The organism is Roseibaca sp. Y0-43, from assembly GCF_020667835.1.
Lineage (GTDB): Bacteria > Pseudomonadota > Alphaproteobacteria > Rhodobacterales > Rhodobacteraceae > Roseinatronobacter.
On sequence record NZ_JAFMPR010000007.1, the window covers coordinates 136,033 to 156,109 of the forward strand.

The window sequence follows — 20,077 nt, forward strand, 5'->3', positions numbered from 1 at the left end:
AGGGACGCATGGCTGAATTTCTGGAAACCGGATTGGGCATAACCGTGCTGATCGCCGCGCAATCGCTGCTGGTGGTGGGCTTCGTCATGATAAGCCTGATCTTTCTGGTCTATGCCGACCGCAAGGTCTGGGCCGCCGTGCAGATGCGGCGCGGCCCGAACGTGGTGGGACCGTGGGGCTTGCTGCAAACCTTTGCCGACGCGATCAAGTTCGTCGTCAAGGAAGTGGTCATCCCGGCAGGCGTGGACCGGCCCGTGTATTTCCTTGCACCCTTGGCCAGCTTCGTTCTGGCGGTGCTCGCGTGGGCGGTGATCCCGTTCAACGATGGCTGGGTGCTGGCCGACATCAACGTGGCGATCCTGTTCGTGATGGCGATCGCCTCGCTGGAAGTTTACGGCGTCATCATGGGCGGCTGGGCGTCGAACTCGAAATACGCGTTCCTTGGCTCTCTCCGCTCCGCTGCGCAGATGATTTCTTACGAGGTCTCGCTTGGCCTGATCGTGATCGGCGTCATCATCTCGACGGGGTCGATGAGCTTTGGGGCCATCGTCGGCGCGCAAGACACGGGCTATGGCGCGCTTGGCTGGTATTGGCTGCCGCATTTGCCGATGGTGGTTTTGTTCTTCGTCAGCGCCTTGGCCGAAACCAACCGCCCGCCCTTTGACCTGCCCGAAGCGGAATCCGAACTGGTCGCGGGCTTCATGGTTGAATACGGTTCCACGCCATACCTGCTGTTCATGGCGGGCGAATATATCGCCATCTTCCTGATGTGCGCGCTGATGAGCCTGCTGTTCTTCGGCGGCTGGCTGTCGCCCATTCCGGGGCTGGCGGATGGCTTCCACTGGATGTTCATCAAGATGGCGTTCTTCTTCTTCATGTTCGCCATGGTGAAGGCCATCGTGCCGCGCTACCGCTACGACCAGCTTATGCGCATTGGCTGGAAAGTGTTCCTGCCGGTATCGCTGGCCTGGGTCGTGCTGATTTCCTTCCTTGCAAAATTCGAAGTGGCCGGCGGCTTCTGGGCCCGCTGGGCGATTGGGGGTTAACCATGGGGTTCGATTGGGGACGCGCGGTCAAATACGCGCTGATGACCGACTTCATCAAAGGGTTTGGCTTGGGGATGCGCTATTTCGTGGCGCCCAAGCCCACCATAAACTACCCGCATGAAAAAGGCCCGCTCAGCCCCCGGTTCCGGGGCGAGCACGCGCTGCGCCGCTACCCGAACGGGGAAGAGCGCTGCATCGCCTGCAAATTGTGCGAGGCGGTTTGCCCCGCGCAGGCCATCACGATTGACGCCGAACCGCGCGAGGACGGCAGCCGCCGCACCACGCGCTACGACATCGACATGACCAAGTGCATTTATTGCGGCTTCTGCCAAGAGGCCTGCCCGGTCGACGCGATTGTCGAAGGCCCGAATTTCGAATTCGCGACCGAAACCCGCGAAGAGCTGTTCTACGACAAGGCCAAGCTGCTGGAAAACGGCGAACGCTGGGAAGCGCAGATCGCGCGCAATCTGGAAATCGACGCCCCTTACCGCTAAGCCGCGACACCGATACGAAGGACCAGACACAATGGGCATAGCCGATATCACATTCTACGCATTCGCGGTCACGCTGCTGGGCGCGGGCTTTCTGGTCACGATCTCGCGCAACATGGTGCATTCGGTGCTGTGGCTGATCCTTGCCTTCATCTCTGCGGCGGGTCTGTTCGTTCTGCTTGGGGCAGAGTTCATGGCGATGCTCTTGATCATCGTCTATGTCGGCGCGGTCGCGGTGTTGTTCCTGTTCGTGGTGATGATGCTCGACATCGACTTCGCGTCACTCAGGGGCGAGATGGCGCGCTATTTCCCCATCGCGGCCATCATCGGCGTGGTGCTGATGTTGCAGATGGGGATGCTCTATAGCGCGTGGTCCACATCCGACATGGCCGAGGGGCTGCGCCAGGCGCCCACGCCCGACGTGGCAGAGGTGCACAACACCAAGGCGCTGGGGATGATTATCTACGACCAGTATTTCCTGCTGTTCCAGGTCTCTGGCCTGATCCTGCTGGTGGCGATGGTCGGTGCCATCGTGCTGACGCTGCGCCACCGCAAGGATGTGAAGCGCCAGAACGTGGTCGCGCAGATGCATCGCGATCCGGCCAAGGCAATGGAATTGAAAGACGTCAAACCGGGGCAGGGCTTGGGCTGACGCCCGCCCACCGCGCATAGCGAGAGCCGCAAAGGCCCGCACCAAGGACAACACGAGGGACGATAATGGTAGGACTTGAACATTACCTGACGGTGGCGGCGGCGCTGTTCGTCATCGGCATTTTCGGGATATTCCTGAACCGCAAGAACATCATCGTCATCCTGATGTCGATCGAGCTGATGCTTCTGTCGGTGAATATCAACCTTGTCGCGTTTTCCAGCTTCCTCAATGACCTTGTGGGGCAGGTGTTTACCATGTTCGTGCTGACGGTCGCGGCGGCCGAAGCGGCCATCGGCCTTGCGATCCTTGTGTGTTTCTTCCGCAACCGTGGCACGATCGACGTCGAAGATGTCAACGTGATGAAAGGCTGATCCGATGGCGACGATTGTTCTTCTGGCGCCGCTTCTGGGCGCGATCCTGTCCGGGTTGTTCTGGCGTGTGACGGGCGAGAAAGCCGCGCAGGTCATCGCCACGGGCTTGCTGTTCCTGTCGGCGGCGCTGTCCTGGGTCATCTTCCTGACGCATGACGGCGCGGTCGAGCAGATCACCCTCATGCGCTGGATCGACAGCGGCACGTTGGTGGGCGACTGGGCGATCCGGTTGGACCGGCTGACGGCGGTCATGCTGATCGTCATCACCACGGTCTCGGCGTTGGTGCACCTCTACAGCTTCGGCTACATGGCGCATGACAGCCATTTCGCGGATGACGAAAGCTACCGTCCGCGCTTCTTCGCCTACCTGTCGCTTTTCACCTTCGCCATGCTGATGCTGGTGACGGCAGACAACCTTGTGCAGTTGTTCTTCGGCTGGGAAGGGGTTGGTCTGGCATCCTACCTGCTGATCGGGTTCTACATCCGCAAGCAAAGCGCGGGCGCGGCGGCGATGAAAGCGTTCATCGTCAACCGCGTGGGCGATATGGGTCTGATTATCGCGCTGATGGTGACATTCTACCTGGTCGACTCCATCGCTTATGACGACGTGTTTGCCGCGGCCCCCATGCTGGCGGAAACCACCGTCAGCTTCCTGTGGACGGAATGGAACGCCGCGAACCTGATCGCGTTCCTGCTCTTCGTCGGCGCGATGGGCAAATCGGCGCAGCTTTTGCTGCACACATGGCTGCCCGACGCAATGGAAGGCCCGACGCCCGTGTCGGCGCTGATCCACGCCGCGACCATGGTGACGGCGGGTGTGTTCCTTGTCGCCCGTTTCTCGCCGCTGATGGAATACACGCCCGACGTGACCGCTTTTATCGTGCTGGTCGGCGCGTTGACCGCGTTCTTTGCCGCGACCGTGGGTCTGGTGCAGAACGACATCAAGCGCGTGATCGCCTATTCGACCTGTTCGCAGCTGGGCTATATGTTCGTGGCCGCAGGCATCGGCGTCTATTCGGTGGCCATGTTCCACTTGCTGACGCACGCCTTTTTCAAGGCGATGCTGTTCCTTGGGGCGGGGTCCGTCATTCACGGTATGCACCATGAACAGGACATGCGGAACTATGGCGGCTTGCGCAAGAAGCTGCCGCTGACCTATTGGGCCATGCTGATCGGCACGCTTGCCATTACCGGCGTGGGTATTCCGCTGACGACCATCGGCTTTGCCGGGTTCGTATCGAAAGACGCGATCATCGAAAGCGCCTTTGCGGCGGGCACGACCTACGCGTTCTGGATCTTGGTGCTTGCGGCGCTGATGACCAGTTTCTACAGCTGGCGGCTGATGTTCATGACCTTTTTCGGCACCCCGCGCGGCGACAAGCACACCCATGAGCACGCGCATGAAAGCCCGCTGGTCATGCTTGCACCGCTTGCGGTGCTGGCGGTGGGCGCAGTGCTGTCGGGCATGGTGTTCTACGGCCCCTTCTTCGGCTCGACCGAAGCGGTGCGCGAGTATTTCGGCGCGTCGATCTTCCTGGCAGAGGAAAACGACCTGATCCACGATGCGCATTACGTCGCCAAATGGGTCAAGGCCGCGCCCTTCGTGGCCATGCTGATCGGTCTGGGGCTGGCGTGGCTGTTCTACATCCGCGCGACCGACCTGCCCAAGCGCCTGGCCGAAACCTTCCCCGGTGCCTATAACTTCCTGCTGAACAAGTGGTATTTCGACGAGATTTACGACGCGGTCTTCGTGCGCCCCGCCAAGGCCATCGGCACCTTCCTGTGGAAGAAGGGCGACGGCGGCACGATTGACGGCGGGATCAACGGGCTGGCCATGGGGATCATCCCGATGCTGACGCGGCTTGCCGGTCGCGCGCAATCGGGCTTCGTCTATCACTACGCCTTTGCCATGGTGCTGGGCATTGTCGCCATCGTGAGCTTCGTCACGCTGGGCGGAGGGGCCAACTGATGCTGAACCTTATCTCCATCATCACCTTCACCCCGGCGGTGGCGGCGCTGATCCTTGCGGTCTTCTTGCGTGGCGAGGATGAGGCGGCGCAGACCAACGCCAAATGGGTGGCCTTTGTCGCCACGCTTGCGACCTTCGCGGCCTCGCTGATCCTGCTTGTTGGCTTTGACCCGCAGGACACCGGGTTCCAGTTCGTCGAAGAACACGAATGGATCTTGGGCTTGACCTACAAGATGGGTGTCGATGGCATTTCGATCCTGTTCGTCATGCTGACCACCTTCCTGATGCCCATCACCATCGCGGCCTGCTGGAATGTGACGCACCGGGTGAAGGAATACATGATCGCCTTCCTGCTGCTGGAAACGCTGATGATCGGCGTGTTCACGGCGCTTGACCTGGTGCTGTTCTACCTGTTCTTCGAGGCGGGCCTGATCCCGATGTTCCTGATTATCGGCATCTGGGGCGGCAAGGAACGCATCTACGCGGCGTTCAAGTTCTTCCTCTATACCTTCCTCGGGTCGGTGCTGATGTTGGTCGCCATGATCGCCATGTATGTGGACGCGGGCACGACCGATATTCCGACGCTTCTAAACCACCAGTTCAGCACCGAGACCTTCAGCGTCATGGGCTGGCAGGTCATCGGAGGTATGCAGACGCTGCTGTGGCTCGCGTTCTTCGCGTCTTTCGCGGTGAAAATGCCGATGTGGCCGGTGCATACATGGCTGCCCGACGCACACGTTCAGGCCCCGACCGCAGGCTCGGTCGTGCTGGCGGCGGTGCTGCTGAAAATGGGCGGCTACGGGTTCCTGCGCTTCAGCCTGCCGATGTTCCCGGTGGCAAGCGACATCTTCGCGCCGCTGGTTTTGTGGCTGTCGGCGATTGCGATTGTCTACACCAGCCTTGTGGCGCTGATGCAGACAGACATGAAAAAGCTGATAGCCTATTCGTCGGTGGCGCATATGGGCTTTGTGACCATGGGCATTTTCGCCGCCAACCAGCAGGGCATTGACGGCGCGATCTTCCAGATGCTGTCGCACGGCTTCATTTCCGGCGCGCTGTTCTTGGCCGTGGGCGTGATCTACGACCGGATGCACACCCGAGAGATCGAGGCCTATGGCGGTCTGGTCAACCGGATGCCGGTCTATGCCGCCGTGTTCCTGCTGTTCACCATGGCCAATGTCGGCCTGCCGGGGACCAGCGGCTTCGTTGGCGAATTCCTGACCTTCATGGCGGTGTTCCAAGTCAACACCTGGGTGGCAACGGTTGCCGCGACCGGGGTGATCCTGTCGGCGGCCTATGCGCTGTGGCTCTATCGCCGGGTGGTGATGGGCGAGCTTATCAAGGCCAGCCTGAAAGGCATTGCCGATATGGACACACGCGAAAAGGCGATGATGGCCCCCTTGGTTGCCGCCACGCTTATTCTGGGTGTCTACCCGGCCTTCATCACCGATATTATCGGCCCCTCGGTCAGCGCGCTGGTTGACGGGCACACCTTGGCATTGCAGGCCTATGACGCCGCAAGCCAAATGGCACAGAACTGAAAGGGTCCGAGATGATCGGAGCAGATCTGACAACCGCACTTCCGGAAATCGTTCTGGCGCTGTTTGCGATGGCCATGCTGATGGTGGGCGTCTATGGCGGCAAGGACAAGCTGGCAGAGCCGATCCTCTATGCCACCTCGGCACTGATGGTGATGCTGGCACTTTACGCGGGCGCGCAATCGCTGGACGCGGAAACCGCGTTCAACGGCACCTACCTGAAAGACGGCTTCGCGCAATTCGCCAAGATGCTGATCTTGGTATCCGCCGCCGTGGTGCTGGTGATGGGCAAGTCGGTGATGGCCGAAACCGGCCTTCTGAAGTTCGAATACCCGATCCTGATCGCGCTGTCGGTCGTGGGCATGATGCTGATGGTGTCGGCTGGCGACCTGATCGTGCTTTACATGGGGTTGGAACTGCAATCGCTTGCGCTTTATGTCGTCGCCACCATGAACCGCGACAGCACGCGCTCGACCGAGGCGGGGTTGAAGTATTTCATCCTTGGCGCACTGGCGTCCGGCCTGCTTCTGTATGGGGCATCGCTGACCTATGGCTATGCAGGCACGACCGTTTTCGCGGGTATCCTGAGCACAATCTCCGAAGATGGCATGTCGGTTGGCCTGTTGATGGGGCTGGCCTTCATGCTGGCGGGGCTGGCCTTCAAGGTGTCGGCGGTGCCCTTCCACATGTGGACGCCCGATGTTTATGAGGGCGCGCCCACCCCCGTGACCGCGTTCTTCGCCACCGCGCCCAAGGTCGCGGCCATGGCGCTGATCGCGCGGCTGGTGCATGACGCTTTCGGCACCGTGCCGGGCGACTGGTCGCAGATCGTGGCGCTGCTGGCGGCGGCGTCGATGTTCGTGGGCGCGATCGCTGCTATCGGGCAGCGCGATATCAAGCGGCTGATGGCCTATTCCTCGATCAGCCATATGGGCTTTGCTTTGGTCGGTCTGGCCGCGGGCACCGCGCAGGGCGTGCAGGGGATGCTGGTCTACATGGCGATCTATGTCACCATGAATATCGGCGTCTTCGCCTTCATCCTGACCATGCGGCGCGATGGCAAACCCGTGACCGATATTGCCGAGATGAACCAACTGTCGAAATCCGAACCGCTGCGCGCGCTGGCGCTGCTGGTGCTGATGTTCAGCCTTGCGGGCGTGCCGCCTCTGGTGGGTTTTTTCGGCAAATTCTACGTGCTTTGGGCGGCGGTGAACGCGGGCATGACATGGCTGGCGATTGCCGGTGTGATCGCGTCCGTCATCGGTGCGTTCTACTACCTGCGCATCGTCTATTACATGTATTTCGGGGCCGAAAGCGAACCCCTGGACACCGTGCGCGCGCCGGTTCAGGGCACGCTTCTGGTGGCGTCTGCCATGATTATGGTGCTGGGCGTCATCAACCTGTTCGGGATCGACGCGATGGCCGCGCTGGCGGCGGAAGCCCTTGTCCGGTAACTGGCCGGGCGGGGTCGGGCGCAGCATCCTGCCAGAAATCGACAGCACCAACGCAGAGGCCGCGCGCCGCGCGGCCCGCTTTGCCGGGCCGGAATGGATATTGACCCTGCGCCAGACCCAAGGGCGCGGGCGCAGGGGCCGCGCGTGGCAAGACCCGGCGGGAAATTTCGCCGCAAGCCACCTGTTCCGCCCCGACATGCCGCCCGCGCAGGCGGCGCTTTATTCCTTCGTGGCCGCGCTTGCGCTGCAAGATGCGCTAGTGGCGGCGACCGGGCGCCCCGACAGTTTCGCGCTGAAATGGCCCAATGACGTGCTGCTGCATGGCGCGAAACTGGCCGGTATCCTGCTGGAAGCGACCGGGCCATACCTGACCATCGGCATTGGCGTGAACCTTGTCGCCCATCCCGACGCGGAAACCGGCGCACTCAGGCCCGTCAGCCTGATGGGGGAAACCGGGCTGCGCGTGACGCCGGAAGAACTGCTGGACCTGCTCGCCCCCGCCTTTGCCCATTGGCAGGCGCAATTCACGACCTACGGGTTCGACCCGATCCGCACCGCGTGGCTGGCGCGCGCCGCGCGCCTGGGCGAGCGGATCGTGGCGCGCACCACGCATGATACGCATGAAGGTACGTTTGAGGGGATCGACACCTCTGGCGCGCTTCTGCTGCGCGACGGCCACGGCACGCGGGCCATTCCCGCCGCCGATGTTTTCTTCTGAGACTGGACCAAGCCCATGCTTCTGACCATCGACTGTGGCAACACCAATACCGTCTTCTCGCTTTGGGATGGTGACACTATTGTGCAGACATGGCGCACCTCAACCGACCATAGGCGCACGGCGGATCAATATTACGTTTGGCTGTCCACGCTCATGCAGGTCCGCGGCATCAAGGCCGATGTCAGCGATGTCGTCATCTCGTCTACCGTGCCGCGCGTGGTGTTCAACCTGCGGGTTCTGTGTGACCGCTATTTCGACTGCCGCCCGCTGGTGGTGGGCAAGCCCGAATGCCGCTTGCCCGTGCCCCCGCGCGTGGAAGAGGGCGTGCGCCCCGGCCCCGACCGTCTGGCCAATGCCGCCGGAGCGTTTCAGCGCCATGGCGGTCATGTCGTGGTCGTCGATTTCGGCACCGCCACCAATTTCGACGTGGTGGCCGAGGATGGCGCCTATATCGGCGGTGTCATCGCGCCCGGTGTGAACCTAAGCTTGGAAGCGTTGCACCAAGGCGCAGCTGCCCTGCCGCATGTCGATATTTCGCGCCCCGACCGGGTGATCGGCACCAATACGGTCGCTTGTATTCAATCCGGCGTGTTCTGGGGCTATACAGGGCTGATCGAAGGGATTACCCAGCGCATCAAGGCCGAGTATGGCCGCCCCATGAAAGTTGTTGGAACCGGCGGGCTTGCGGCGCTGTTCGCGCAAGCCGAAGACCTGTTCGACGTGATAGAGGATGACCTGACAATGTATGGCCTGCGGGTGATCCACGACTATAACAAGGCCATGGCCCGACAGGAGCAGGCATGAGCAAGGACAGATTGATCTACATCCCCCTTGGGGGCGCGGGCGAAGTGGGCATGAATGCCTATGTCTATGGCTACGGCCCCAAGGGGCGCGAGCGCTTCATCCTTGTGGATCTGGGGGTCAGCTTTCCCGATATGGGCGGACAGCCCGGCGTGGACCTGATCCTGCCCGACATGACCTGGCTGGAAGAGCGCCGCGACCGGCTGGAGGCGATTTTCATCACCCATGCGCATGAGGACCATGTCGGCGCGCTTGGCCAGTTGTGGGACAAGCTGCAAGCGCCGGTCTATGCGCGCGATTTCACCGCGCGGATCGCGCGGTTGAAAATGCAGGATCAGGGCCAGGACCCTGCGCATGTGAAAACCGTGGGCAAGATGGAGCCGGTCGAGGCTGGCCCGTTCCGCGTGCAATTCTTCCCGGTGGCGCATTCGCTGCCCGAAGCGTCGGGCATGATCATCGACACGCCGGCGGGCCGCTTGGTGCATTCGGGCGACTTCAAGGCCGACACCACGCCGGGCGTGGGCGAGCCGCATGACCCGGCCATGCTGGCCGAGATCGGGCGCTCTGGCGTCAAGGCCATGACCTGCGACAGCACGAATGTGATGAACCTGAACCCCGGCCGCTCGGAAGCGACGCTGGCCACGCCGATTGCAGAGCTGATGCGCAATGCACGCGGGCTGGTGGTGGCGACGACCTTCGCGTCGAACGTGGCGCGGCTGAAAACGCTGGCGGTGGCCGCGCATGAGGCCGGGCGCTCTGTCTGCCTGATGGGCCGCGCGATGCTGCGCATGACGCAAGTGGCGACCGAGGCGGGCATCCTGAAGGATTTCCCGCCCACGATCAGCCCCGAACAGGCCAAGGACATCCCGCGTGAAAACCTGCTTCTGATCGTGACCGGCAGCCAGGGCGAGCGGCGCGCCGCCAGCGCCCAGCTTGCACGCGGCAGCTACATGGGGCTGAGCATGAAGGAGGGGGACACGTTCCTCTTCTCGAGCATGACCATCCCCGGCAACGAGCGCGAAGTGGGCCGCATCGTCAACGGCCTGTCGGAAATGGGCGTCGATGTGATCGACAATGCCGAGCGGCTCTACCACGTCTCTGGCCACGCGAACCGGCCCGATCTGGAAGCGATGCATGACCTGATCCAGCCCGCGATTCTTGTGCCCATGCATGGCGAACACCGCATGATGCGCGAACACGCGAAACTGGCGATCTCTCGGGGGATGCGGTCGGTCGTGGTGCCGAACGGATCGGTGCTGGACCTGACGGATGATGTGCCCGCGCTGGTCGATGAGGTGCCCGTGGGCCGCACCTATCTGGACGGCAGCCGCCTGATCGGCGCGATGGACGGGATCGTTCGCGACCGTATCCGCATGGCGATTGGCGGGCATGTGTTCGTCACCGTCATCATGGACGAGGTGGACGAAGTTCTGGGCGATCCATGGGCCGAAATCGCGGGCCTGCGCCCGGTTGCCAAGGGCGGGCAACCGCTGAACGAGGTGATCGAGGACGAACTGTCCGACTATCTTGACCGCGCGGGCCGCAAGGTTCTGTCGAATGACGACAAGCTGAATGACGGGATGCGCCGCGTGGTGCGTCAGGTGGTGATGGAAGAACTGGGCAAGAAGCCCGAGGTCACGGTCGTCATTAGCCGTCTGAGCGCCGAATAGGCTGACCTGGTTTGATCTTGCGGAGGGCTTGCGCCCACGCCTTTACTTGAGGGGGGCTGCCGCCCCCATGCGGGCCTGATGGCCCGCATTCCCCCGCGCGTGGTATGGGAAGCTTCACGTCAGCGCCAAAAGGTCGTGCGACTTGCGAGCATCCCTTGCAGCTTGGCAAGCAGGCGCAGGGCCGGCGGCTGGGGCGATGACTTGGGGTCGGCCAGACGGTCGAGCGCCAGTTCCGGCGAACACGGCAAGCGCGTGACCGGGTCCAGGTAGCGCGGATAGACGATCAGAACGGCATGGGCGAGGGCGTTGAGGTCCGGCTTTGCCTGCCTGCGCTCTGGGACCGGTCCCAGATCGCGCGTCAGCCCCCAGCCCGCATAGAAGGGCGCGCCGAGACAGGTCACAGGCAGCCCGCGCAACAGCGCTTCGAACCCAAGGGTCGAGGTGATGGTCCAGACTTCATGCACCTGGGTCAGCAGCCAGCCGGTATCGGTCTGCGGCAGCACCCTGTCGGCGGCGCTGGCGTCGGATACCGCGCCGGGGCGCAGGCCCGCTTCGACATCGGGATGGGGTTTGTAGAGGATGACCGCATCGGGGTTTTGCGCGCGCACTTGCGCCAGAAGCTGCGCATTTGTGCGCAGCGCGCCCGCACCAAGCCGGATAGAGGCGTCGTCCTCGACCTGACCCGGCACAAGAATGCGGTGCCCTTCCGGCAGATCGGGGCGGCTGCCTGCAAGGTTGTATTTCGTGGCCCCGCTTGCGCAAAGCCGCGCGATCAGCCGTTCGGCGCGCTCGGCCCCGCCGGGGGGCAGGGGGCTTGCAATCAGGGTTTCCAGCCGCGAAGGGCGGGTCGGGTCGTAGTATATCCCCAGATCGTCGCGCACCAGCGACAAGGGCGGGGTCAGCGCCGCGCCAAGCCCGCGCGAGCGCAGGATGCCGTCTTCGATCCGAACATCGCCGTCGCGCGCGCCCCAGACCATGCTGCGGCGCTCTGCACGTTTGCGAAAGCGCAAAGGTTGCCAGCGGCCGAAAAAGGCTTGCAGATGCGGGCGTTTCCACAACCGCATGTCCAGCGCGTCATAGCCCGAATGATCTTCGCGCCAGGCGCGGGTCAGTGCCTCTAGCTGGTCGATCAGCTCGGGCAGGGCGCATAGCCGGTCGCGGCACGGGTCATACCATTTGGGATAGAGCAGCATCGCGCCCGCGAAAAGCTGGGTGCGGGTCAGGCTGCGGCGGCGGCGCGGGTGGGGGGCGCGGTCCTCGGTCAGCCCCCATCCGGCGTAAAAGGGCAAACCCCAGACCTGTGGGCGGTGGCCGGCCAAGATCGCCTCGAACCCCAGTTGCGAGCTGACGGTATAGACCGCGATCGCGCCCTCCAGCAGATCCCAAGGCGAACAGGGCGCGTCGCAGAAACTGATGCGGTCCGATGCTGCGTCGGCCTTGGTGAAATGCCCCGCGCGCAGGCCTTGCGCCGTTTCCGGGTGGGTGCGGATGACGATGCGGGCGGTCGGGTGGTCAAGCTGCGCCTGCACCAGCATGTCGTGGAAGATATGCGGCGACAGCGGCCCGTGCAGCCCGCCATGGGTCAGGGACGCATCGCCGCGCACCTGGTCCACGACCAGCACATAGCCGGGGGGCGGGGCAGGGGTGGCCGGATCAAAGCCCGAATACTTGCTGAGATGAAGCGCGCGCAGCCGCGCCATGCAAAGCCGCGCGGTTTCCAGAAGCGCGTGGTCATCCAGCGGGTGCGTGGCCAGAAGCGTTTCCAGATCGGACGGCTGTGACGGGTCGTAATAGATGCCCTGCTCGTCAATCAGCAGGCCGAGCGTCGGTTCCCCTGCACGACCGGGAAAGAGCGAACGCAGAAAGGCATCTTCCACCCGCAGGATGCGCGCGCCCCGGCGTTTGGCCAAGGCTTCGGCGCGGGCGGCACGTGGCGCGTGGCCCCATGCGGCGATCAGGTCATCCGGGCCGGGCAGGCCCAAACGCGGCGGGTAGCCCGCGAGCGCCATGATGCGGCGGATGCGGCGTGCCTGCGCCGATGGCCCGAGGAACCCGCCAGAGACGGCATGGACCCTCGGGCGCATGGGCGTTAGTCATCGCTACGGGTCAGCGCGCGGATAGACCCTGCGGCGGTGATAGAGCCGGTGATCGACGAGATCTGGCGCGCCCAGAGCACCGAGGACGCTTCGGTCACGAAGATCGTATCGCCATCGCGGATCTTGAAATCGCGCGCGTCGAACATGCCGGTGGGTTTGGTCAGGTCCAGCACATAGACGAAGCGCACATCGGTCACAAATTGGCCGATGCCCAGGATTTCGGTTGCGATTTCAGGGCGTTCGTCGCGGAAGATGAACACGCCCTTGGGGTCGGCGCGCAGCGGGTCCAGACCGCCAACAGAGGCAAGCGCCTCTATCGCGGAGATTTGCTGCGTGTCGAACACGACGCGGCTGGTGGTGCCCGTGGCCCCCAGAACCGAGAAGCTGCGCTGGTCCTGCTTGACCAGAATACGGTCGCCGCCGCGCACGGCAATATCCAGCGACGGGTCAGAGAAGATGTCTTCCAGCCACGCGCTGTCCTGACGGTTGCCGCGGGTGACAAACACTTGCGCGGTTTCCAGCGGGATGGCGATGCCGCCCGCGCTGGCGATGACCGAAGACAGGCGGTTCGACGCGCGCGTGATCGGGTAGACGCCTTGAGCATTCACGCCGCCCGTGACGGACACGGTAGAGCCGTCGCCTTGGGTGCGCGCGACCATGACTTGCGGGTCGGGGGTTTGTTCGTCCAGCGCGCGGGTCAGCACGCGGCGCAGCGCGTCGGGGGTCTGGCCCGCCGCGCGGATACGGCCCGCATAGGGCACGAAGATGAAGCCCGCGTCATCCACTTGCAGCGTTTCGATGATCGCGTTGTTCGTCGTCTCTGGCGCAAGCAGCCCCTCGGGCACGTTTTCGAACACGTTCAGGCTGATCGTGTCGCCAGGGCGGATGGTGTCGCCGCCAAGGATTGCGCCCGCGCGCAGCGCGTGGCTGAAGCCCAGCGTTTCGGGACGATTGGCGATCTGGCTGACACGTTTGGTGACGGCGATGATATGCGCATCGCCCTCGCGCATGACCGAGCCCGCGAAGATCTGGTTCGAGGTCGGGCCATCGCTGGGAACCCCGCAAGAGGCGATGGCGACACATGCCAACATGGCCGCGGTGCGGCCAAGGGTTTTAGAAATAGCAAACACTGCTCGGGCTCCTGTAAAAGGACTGGCCTCTGATTATTGCAACAAGCTTACAGTCGGCGGGGCTTTTCGCCAAGGTCTGAAATGGGTTAGCGGTCATTTCACCATACGCAACTGTTGCCGAGGGGCCGCGTCCCCGGTGATGAGCGCGGTGTAAGGGTCTTGTGGCGCGAGCATCATGTCTACCACATGTCGCAGCAACTGCCGCCGTCCCCGCAAGGAATAGTAGCCGCCCGGAATCTGAGAGGTTTCCAGCAGGAAATGCCGATAGCGCCGGTAGGCGCGGGCGTCGGGGCGGGTCGGGGTGGCGAAAAACTGCTCTATCGGCTGGGTAGAGACGAATTCCGGCTTGTCGAACACCGCGCGGCCAAAGGCCTTGAGTGGCATCCCCCGCCACAGCACCTGTTGCGCGGCGGTCGAGTTGACCGTCACGGCAGAGCGCGCGTGATTGAGCAGCAGCGCCAGTTTTCCGCCGCGCACGAAATGCACGCGCCCGCGCAGCCCGTGGCTGTCGGTCAGCCGTTTGATGACCGCGCGCAAGGGCTGGCGGCCATCTTCCAGAGGGTGCGCCTTGATGACCAGGTGGTGATGGCGCGGCGCACCGGTGGCAAAACCGGCAAAGACGGTTTCCAGAAATTCCGCCTGCGTGTCGAACGGCCCATGCGCGCGAAAGCTGCTGTCATGGGCCAGTTGCAACAACACCAGATGATAGGGAAAGCCACCGTTGCGGATGCGCCAGGATTCGATCCGCCGCTCCAGCGAGGTCAGCGGCATGGCCCATAGCCGTTTCAGATACAGCCGAAATTCCTGCGCCACGCTCAGGTCGCGATGGGGGCGGAAATTGCGGTATTGTCCGTTCAGCGCCATGACGCAGAAATGGTACAGCGCGCCGTAGAAGATGTGGTGGCGCATGTCGCCCCAATGCGCGGGCGGGTCGGGCAGTTCCAGATCGCATTTCTCGAGCGCGCGGCGCATGTCGTCCACGCTCATATCCATCAGCACCGAATTGCCGTTGCTGCCATCGCGCTCATACGTCACCCAATAGGGGCGCAGATAGCCTTCCTCGAACACATGCACGGTGATGCCACGCGCCTTGGCCAGCTCTATCGCTTGCGCATGGATGGCGCGCACATCGCCATAAAGCGCTATGTCGGTAATGCCGTGGCGTTCCAGTAACCCATCGCAAAAGGCGGGCCAATCCTCTGGGGTGTCGGTGAACGGGATGTAACTGGCCCGGTCGCGCCAGAACACGGCATCGCCCTTGTTGAACCCCACGCGCCACACCTCTGCGCCGGCTGCGCGCAACATGCGGCCCAGCCGGTCGAAAAACGGTCCATGCGGCCCCTGCAAGAACAGGAAGCGCCGCGATGCGGTCTGTGGTGCCATGGCGTTTCGCCTGATTATTATGCCTTACCCGACAGGATAGGCCCGCTCTTTTTCCATACGGTAAACGAAAATCACGCGCCCGTCATCAAAAACGATTCGGGTCAGGTGACGCTGTTGCTTGCAAAGCCACAGGCGCTAGGGTTAGCTGCACTGAAACGAGCGAGGGGGCAGGCATGTTCACAGGGATCATCACCGATATTGGCCGCGTGCGGTCGGTCGTTCAGGAGGGCGATCTGCGCGCCCGGATAGAGACCGGCTACGACACCTCCAGCATCGAGATCGGCGCCTCTATCGCGTCGGACGGGGTGTGCCTTACGGTCGTGGCGCTGGGGCCGGACTGGTATGACGTGCAGGTCTCTGCCGAAACCGTGGCCAAGACGAACCTGGGCGGCTGGACGCCCGGCAAACGCGTGAACCTGGAACGCGCGCTGAAAGTTGGTGACGAATTGGGCGGGCATATCGTGTCGGGCCATGTGGACGGGCTGGCCGAAGTGGTGGGTCTGCGCGCCGAGGGCGACAGCACCCGCCTGCGCTTTCGCGCGCCCGACCATCTGGCGGGGTTCATCGCGCCCAAAGGGTCGGTGGCGCTGAACGGCACCTCGCTGACGGTGAACGAAGTGATTGGTGCCGAATTCGGCATCAACCTGATCCCGCATACCAAGCAGGCGACGACATGGGGCGACACCAAGCTGGGCGACATGGTCAACCTAGAGATCGACACCTTGGCCCGCTATGTGGCCCGCTTGAACGATTGGGCTGGTCGTCATTAGAACTATCCGATTGTATAAACCTTGAGTATAGTATCGTCAGCATATACTACCTTTGATTGTAAGTAATAAAAGAACGAATTGTTCTCAATTTTTGAAACAAAAAAAGTTGCCAAGAATTCTGAACTTGGCAAAAATATTCGGTGCGTGTGATCATTCGGTGCTGGTGACATAACCACTCCTCGCAGAGGTGACGCCATGAAATGCATATTTTCCGAACGGCAGTTTTCTGCCGGTAGTGTCTTTTTGCCTGATGCTGCTGTCGCCAAACGCAGCTTTCTTCGGTCGCAAGGTGGGGCCGTCACTGTCGAGTTCGTGATCCTCTTGCCGATTTTGCTGGCGGTTCTGTCGTTGATCGTCTCGGCATCGCTTCTGTTCGCGGCGGCGTCAGATGTGCAGCAACTGTCACATGAACTGGCCCGTGCCGGGATCTGGTATTACGCGGGCTATGCCGGGCCCGTGGGCGACCCTTGCGCAGCCATGCAGGCGCACAGCTTGCCCACGATCATTTCGACCTTGCCCAACCTGTCGGAAACCCAAATTCGTCAAGTTCTGTGTGCCGCCGATGACGATGTGCTGCGGGTCCAGGTGGCCTATGACCTCAGCCAGAATTTCGGCCAGATACTTGGTCGCATCATCGGCTTGGAAGTGACGGAATTCGTTCGGCAATCAGCGGTGAAGCTGTGAGGAAGGGGCTGGCTGCGTTCCGGCGCGCGCAAGACGGGGCTATCACCACGATTGCGGTTGTGTTGCTGCCGATGATCCTGTTCGCGGGCGGTGTGGCGGTCGACCTTAGCCGCCTGAATGCCCAGAAACGTCATGTTCAAAGTCAGGCAGAACTGGCGGCGCTTTCAGCGGCGCTGAACCACGGTGCCAAAACCGACAAGGTTCGGGCGGCATGGCGAACCGTGTCCAGCACCGCGCAGCATGATCTGTTCGATTTTGGCGATGCCAACGTCATCCTTGGCACATTGGGTGCAGACGGGTTTCGCCCGATTCCCGACCAATCCGACCTTTACAGCGCAAACGCGGTGCGTGTGGACGTGGGCACGCGCGCCCGCTTGCTGGCGCTGAGAATGTTCATAAACGATGATGACATGGCCATCCAGCGCAGCGCCATCGCCACGCTGGAGCCGCCGCGCGTCAGTTTCGCCCTGTCGAATTGCCTGCTGAACCTGCGCCTGCTGGACCCGATCTTGCGGCCTGTCCTTGGGGTGCAGACCGATGTCCTGTGTTCCGGGCGCGGGGTAGATACGCGCGTCGACGTGCTGCCCTATCTGGACGCGCTCGCGCTGGAGGCGAACTTGCTGACACCCTCGGCCGATCCGTTGACCTACGGCCAGTTGCTGGACATGTCGATTCCCGCCAGCGCCGTGTTTTCCGCGTTGACGGGCAATCCAGTGATGAATGCGCCCGGAGAAATCCGTATGGGTGACATTCTTTATCTTCCGCCCGATCTGCGGGCGTTGTCGGTCGGCGCGCCTCTCCGGGGCCTTAGCGTGGACCTGTCTGATATTGCCTTTGCCAGTGCCGAAATTCTGGCCAGCCGCGTGGCCGATCTGGAAGTGGGGCTGGATCTTGGCGGATTCGGCACAGTCGCGGCCGCCTTGCGCATCGGAGATCCGCGCAAGATCGTGATCGGTGCCGTGCCGGGCGACCCGAATGCCGTTGCCCGGACCTCGCAGATTGAACTCGACCTTGCCGAATTGTCCATCGCCGGGCTGTTCACGCTGGACCTTGGGGTGCGGGTTGCGAATGCCTCGGCTACGCTTTCGACCGAAGGCAACGCCTGTGCCCTTGTGCCATCCGCCGAAGTGGCGGTGTTCGACCCGGTCGATGCCAGCCTGATTGATGTCACTCTGAGCCTGCGTGTCCTTGGCTTGCCCGGTGGTCAAGCCGCGCTCGGCGTTGCGGTCGATACAGTCGAGTCGCGCGAAACCCGCCGTGTCAGTTTTACCCGCTCCGACTATTCCGAAGCTCCCATTCGTATCATTGCTCCAACCGGCGCGGACCCGGACCAGACGGCGGTCGATGCGTTGCGCGCTGGTGTCGCCAGCCTGCTGGACACGCGCGCCGATGCGCTCGGCGCCGAAACCCCGTCTTGCACCGGGCTGCTGGGCTGTCTGCTGGGCGGCGTCTCTGATCTGCTGTCGGGCATTCTGGGCAGCTTGACAGGCGCTGTCGTGAACGTGGCCAATGCGGTCGGCGCCGAAGGAAGCCTGACAAACGCGCTGTTGGAGGATGTGGTGGGCCTCGGAATCGCGCGCGCCGAACTGGAACTGCTGGACGTGCGGTGTTCTGGCTTCCCGAAGATTGCCGCGTCGGGCGATGCCCGGATTTTGCGCCAAGCCGCACCCCTCTAGACGTCACGGGCCGGAGTGCAGATTTACACCGCTCTGGTCGCGGCCTAGACTGCGCCCATGACTGACGAGTGGGACAGCGTAGCAGAGCGTCGCGCCGCCGAGGCGCTGATCGTCGATGTCGACGGGTTCGAAGGCCCGCTCGACCTGCTTTTGACCCTGTCGCGCAGCCAGAAGGTCGATCTGCGCCGCATTTCCGTTCTGCAACTGGCCGAGCAATATCTGGGCTTCATCGCGCAGGCCCGCGCGCTGCGCATCGAACTGGCCGCCGATTACCTGGTGATGGCCGCGTGGCTGGCCTATCTCAAATCACGCCTGTTGCTGCCGCCCGACCCGTCCGAGGAGGGGCCAAGCGGCGAAGACCTCGCCGCCCATCTGGCTTGGCAGCTGGAACGCCTGCAAGCCATGCGCGACGCCGCCGCCCGCCTGATGGGGCGCGACCAGAAGGGCCGCGATTTCTTTGCCCGCGGCCAGCCCGAAGCCATCGCCATCACTCGCAAGACGGAGATGCAGGCGACACTTCTGGACCTGATGCGCGCCTATGCCCGGCTGCGCACCCGCGACGAATTCCGCCCCTACGCCTTCGATCGAAGCGATATCTACGCGCTCGACGCTGCACTTGACCGCCTGTCGCGGCTGGTGCCGGTCACGTTGGATTGGACGGGCTTGCAGCATTTCCTGCCCGAAGGCTGGGGCAGGGGGGGCGCGCGGGGGCGGTCGGCCATGGCCTCGACCTTCGCGGCCTCGCTGGAACTGGCCAAGCAGGGCCGCGTGGAATTGCGCCAGTCAGAGGCCTTTGCGCCACTGCAACTGCGGGGCAGGGGGCCAGCATGACCGACGGCAAAGAGCCCTCGCTGTTTCCCGTGCCGCCCATGGCCGAGCAGGAACGTATGATCGAGGCGATTCTCTTCGCCTGCGACCGTCCCCTGTCGGCCACTGAAATCGGCGCGCGCCTGCCGCAGGGCTGTGACGTGGCCGAGGCGCTCGCGCATCTGCGCAGCCGCTATGCCGGGCGCGGCGTGGCGCTGGTGCGGGTGGGCGATGGCTATGCGCTGCGCACCGCCCCCGATCTCGGCTGGCTCATGCAGACCGAGCGGGTCGAGCAACGCAAACTCTCGCGCGCAGGCATCGAAACGCTGGCGATCATCGCCTATCACCAGCCCGTCACCCGCGCCGAGATCGAGGAAATCCGGGGCGTCGCCGTCTCTCGCGGCACGATCGACCTGCTTCTGGAACTGGGCTGGGTGCGGCTGGGACGGCGGCGCATGACGCCGGGGCGGCCCGTGACCTTTGTTGTGACGGACGAATTCCTCGACCATTTCGGGCTGGAATCGGCGCGCGACCTGCCGGGGCTGCAAGAGCTGCGCGCAGCGGGCCTTTTGGACAACCGTCCGATGCCCGGTGCAGAGGTCACCGAAGATGAAGATGCCCTTGACGCACCAACGCGCGGGCAATCCGAACTTTTCGAAGACTAACAAAACAAGGGCGGGAACGCCCTTGACCCTGCGTCATGCAAGATTTTTGTCATTATCCTGGCATTTCTTTCTTGCGCTGGAAATTTAGATTCCCTAGATAGCGCTTCACCGGCGGCGGGGACGCGGTTGGTTAGCTGGCTGAGCTGAGGTTTGGTT

At 63.0% G+C, this 20,077-nt stretch carries 18 protein-coding genes; 15 read left to right on the plus strand and 3 right to left on the minus strand.

Features of this window, described 5'->3' with window-relative positions; translation table 11 throughout:
• The first annotated feature begins 8 nt into the window (after positions 1-8).
• From nuoH to J1C52_RS10830, 10 genes are all read left to right on the plus strand, one after another.
• A complete protein-coding gene (gene nuoH / locus J1C52_RS10785; RefSeq protein WP_227427944.1) occupies positions 9-1,046 on the plus strand; it encodes an NADH-quinone oxidoreductase subunit NuoH in 1,038 nt (345 codons plus the stop codon).
• Positions 1,047-1,048: 2 nt separating this feature from the next.
• Positions 1,049-1,540 carry an NADH-quinone oxidoreductase subunit NuoI gene (nuoI, locus tag J1C52_RS10790; protein WP_227427945.1) on the plus strand — a complete coding sequence of 164 codons (492 nt, stop codon included), beginning with the start codon at positions 1,049-1,051 and terminating at the stop codon, positions 1,538-1,540.
• A 31-nt stretch (positions 1,541-1,571) separates the two neighbouring features.
• Positions 1,572-2,189: an NADH-quinone oxidoreductase subunit J gene (locus J1C52_RS10795; protein ID WP_227427946.1), complete on the plus strand. Its 618-nt coding sequence runs from the start codon at positions 1,572-1,574 to the stop codon at positions 2,187-2,189.
• Positions 2,190-2,254: 65 nt separating this feature from the next.
• Positions 2,255-2,560 (plus strand): NADH-quinone oxidoreductase subunit NuoK, encoded by a 306-nt coding sequence (nuoK, locus tag J1C52_RS10800; RefSeq protein ID WP_071796935.1) that lies wholly within the window; start codon positions 2,255-2,257, stop codon positions 2,558-2,560.
• Between the two features lie 4 nt (positions 2,561-2,564).
• A complete protein-coding gene (nuoL, locus tag J1C52_RS10805; RefSeq protein ID WP_227427947.1) occupies positions 2,565-4,529 on the plus strand; it encodes an NADH-quinone oxidoreductase subunit L in 1,965 nt (654 codons plus the stop codon).
• Complete coding sequence (locus J1C52_RS10810) at positions 4,529-6,070, plus strand: NADH-quinone oxidoreductase subunit M (RefSeq protein ID WP_227427948.1); 1,542 nt, start codon at positions 4,529-4,531, stop codon at positions 6,068-6,070. The genes nuoL and J1C52_RS10810 overlap by 1 nt, the downstream gene beginning before the upstream one ends.
• An 11-nt stretch (positions 6,071-6,081) precedes the next feature.
• Positions 6,082-7,521, plus strand: coding sequence for an NADH-quinone oxidoreductase subunit NuoN (gene nuoN / locus J1C52_RS10815; RefSeq protein WP_227427949.1), 1,440 nt, complete (start codon positions 6,082-6,084; stop codon positions 7,519-7,521).
• Positions 7,511-8,239: a biotin--[acetyl-CoA-carboxylase] ligase gene (locus J1C52_RS10820; RefSeq protein WP_227427950.1), complete on the plus strand. Its 729-nt coding sequence runs from the start codon at positions 7,511-7,513 to the stop codon at positions 8,237-8,239. Before nuoN ends, J1C52_RS10820 begins: the two co-directional genes overlap by 11 nt.
• Positions 8,240-8,254: 15 nt before the next feature.
• Positions 8,255-9,043: a type III pantothenate kinase gene (locus J1C52_RS10825; RefSeq protein WP_227427951.1), complete on the plus strand. Its 789-nt coding sequence runs from the start codon at positions 8,255-8,257 to the stop codon at positions 9,041-9,043.
• Complete coding sequence (locus J1C52_RS10830) at positions 9,040-10,710, plus strand: ribonuclease J (RefSeq protein WP_227427952.1); 1,671 nt, start codon at positions 9,040-9,042, stop codon at positions 10,708-10,710. The genes J1C52_RS10825 and J1C52_RS10830 overlap by 4 nt, the downstream gene beginning before the upstream one ends.
• Positions 10,711-10,829: 119 nt before the next feature.
• Here the strand turns inward: J1C52_RS10830 and J1C52_RS10835 are convergent, their stop codons facing one another.
• The 3 genes from J1C52_RS10835 to J1C52_RS10845 form a co-directional block, all read right to left on the minus strand.
• The gene (locus J1C52_RS10835; protein WP_227427953.1) at positions 10,830-12,794 is read right to left on the minus strand and encodes a capsular polysaccharide biosynthesis protein; all 1,965 of its coding nucleotides are present in this window, start codon (positions 12,792-12,794) and stop codon (positions 10,830-10,832) included.
• Between the two features lie 5 nt (positions 12,795-12,799).
• Positions 12,800-13,936, minus strand: a complete 1,137-nt coding sequence (locus tag J1C52_RS10840; RefSeq protein ID WP_227427954.1) for a polysaccharide biosynthesis/export family protein — start codon at positions 13,934-13,936, stop codon at positions 12,800-12,802.
• A gap of 93 nt (positions 13,937-14,029) precedes the next feature.
• The gene (locus J1C52_RS10845; RefSeq protein WP_227427955.1) at positions 14,030-15,319 is read right to left on the minus strand and encodes a capsule biosynthesis protein; all 1,290 of its coding nucleotides are present in this window, start codon (positions 15,317-15,319) and stop codon (positions 14,030-14,032) included.
• Positions 15,320-15,492: 173 nt separating this feature from the next.
• Between J1C52_RS10845 and J1C52_RS10850 the strand changes: the two genes are divergently transcribed.
• The 5 genes from J1C52_RS10850 to scpB all read left to right on the plus strand — a co-directional run bounded on the left by J1C52_RS10850 (position 15,493) and on the right by scpB (position 19,921).
• Positions 15,493-16,089 (plus strand): riboflavin synthase, encoded by a 597-nt coding sequence (locus J1C52_RS10850; RefSeq protein ID WP_227427956.1) that lies wholly within the window; start codon positions 15,493-15,495, stop codon positions 16,087-16,089.
• Positions 16,090-16,284: 195 nt separating this feature from the next.
• Positions 16,285-16,773, plus strand: a complete 489-nt coding sequence (locus tag J1C52_RS10855; protein ID WP_227427957.1) for a TadE/TadG family type IV pilus assembly protein — start codon at positions 16,285-16,287, stop codon at positions 16,771-16,773.
• Complete coding sequence (locus J1C52_RS10860; protein ID WP_227427958.1) at positions 16,770-18,449, plus strand: pilus assembly protein TadG-related protein; 1,680 nt, start codon at positions 16,770-16,772, stop codon at positions 18,447-18,449. Before J1C52_RS10855 ends, J1C52_RS10860 begins: the two co-directional genes overlap by 4 nt.
• Before the next feature lie 57 nt (positions 18,450-18,506).
• A complete protein-coding gene (locus tag J1C52_RS10865; RefSeq protein WP_227427959.1) occupies positions 18,507-19,280 on the plus strand; it encodes a segregation and condensation protein A in 774 nt (257 codons plus the stop codon).
• A complete protein-coding gene (scpB, locus tag J1C52_RS10870; protein ID WP_227427960.1) occupies positions 19,277-19,921 on the plus strand; it encodes an SMC-Scp complex subunit ScpB in 645 nt (214 codons plus the stop codon). The genes J1C52_RS10865 and scpB overlap by 4 nt, the downstream gene beginning before the upstream one ends.
• The last annotated feature ends 156 nt before the right edge of the window (positions 19,922-20,077 follow it).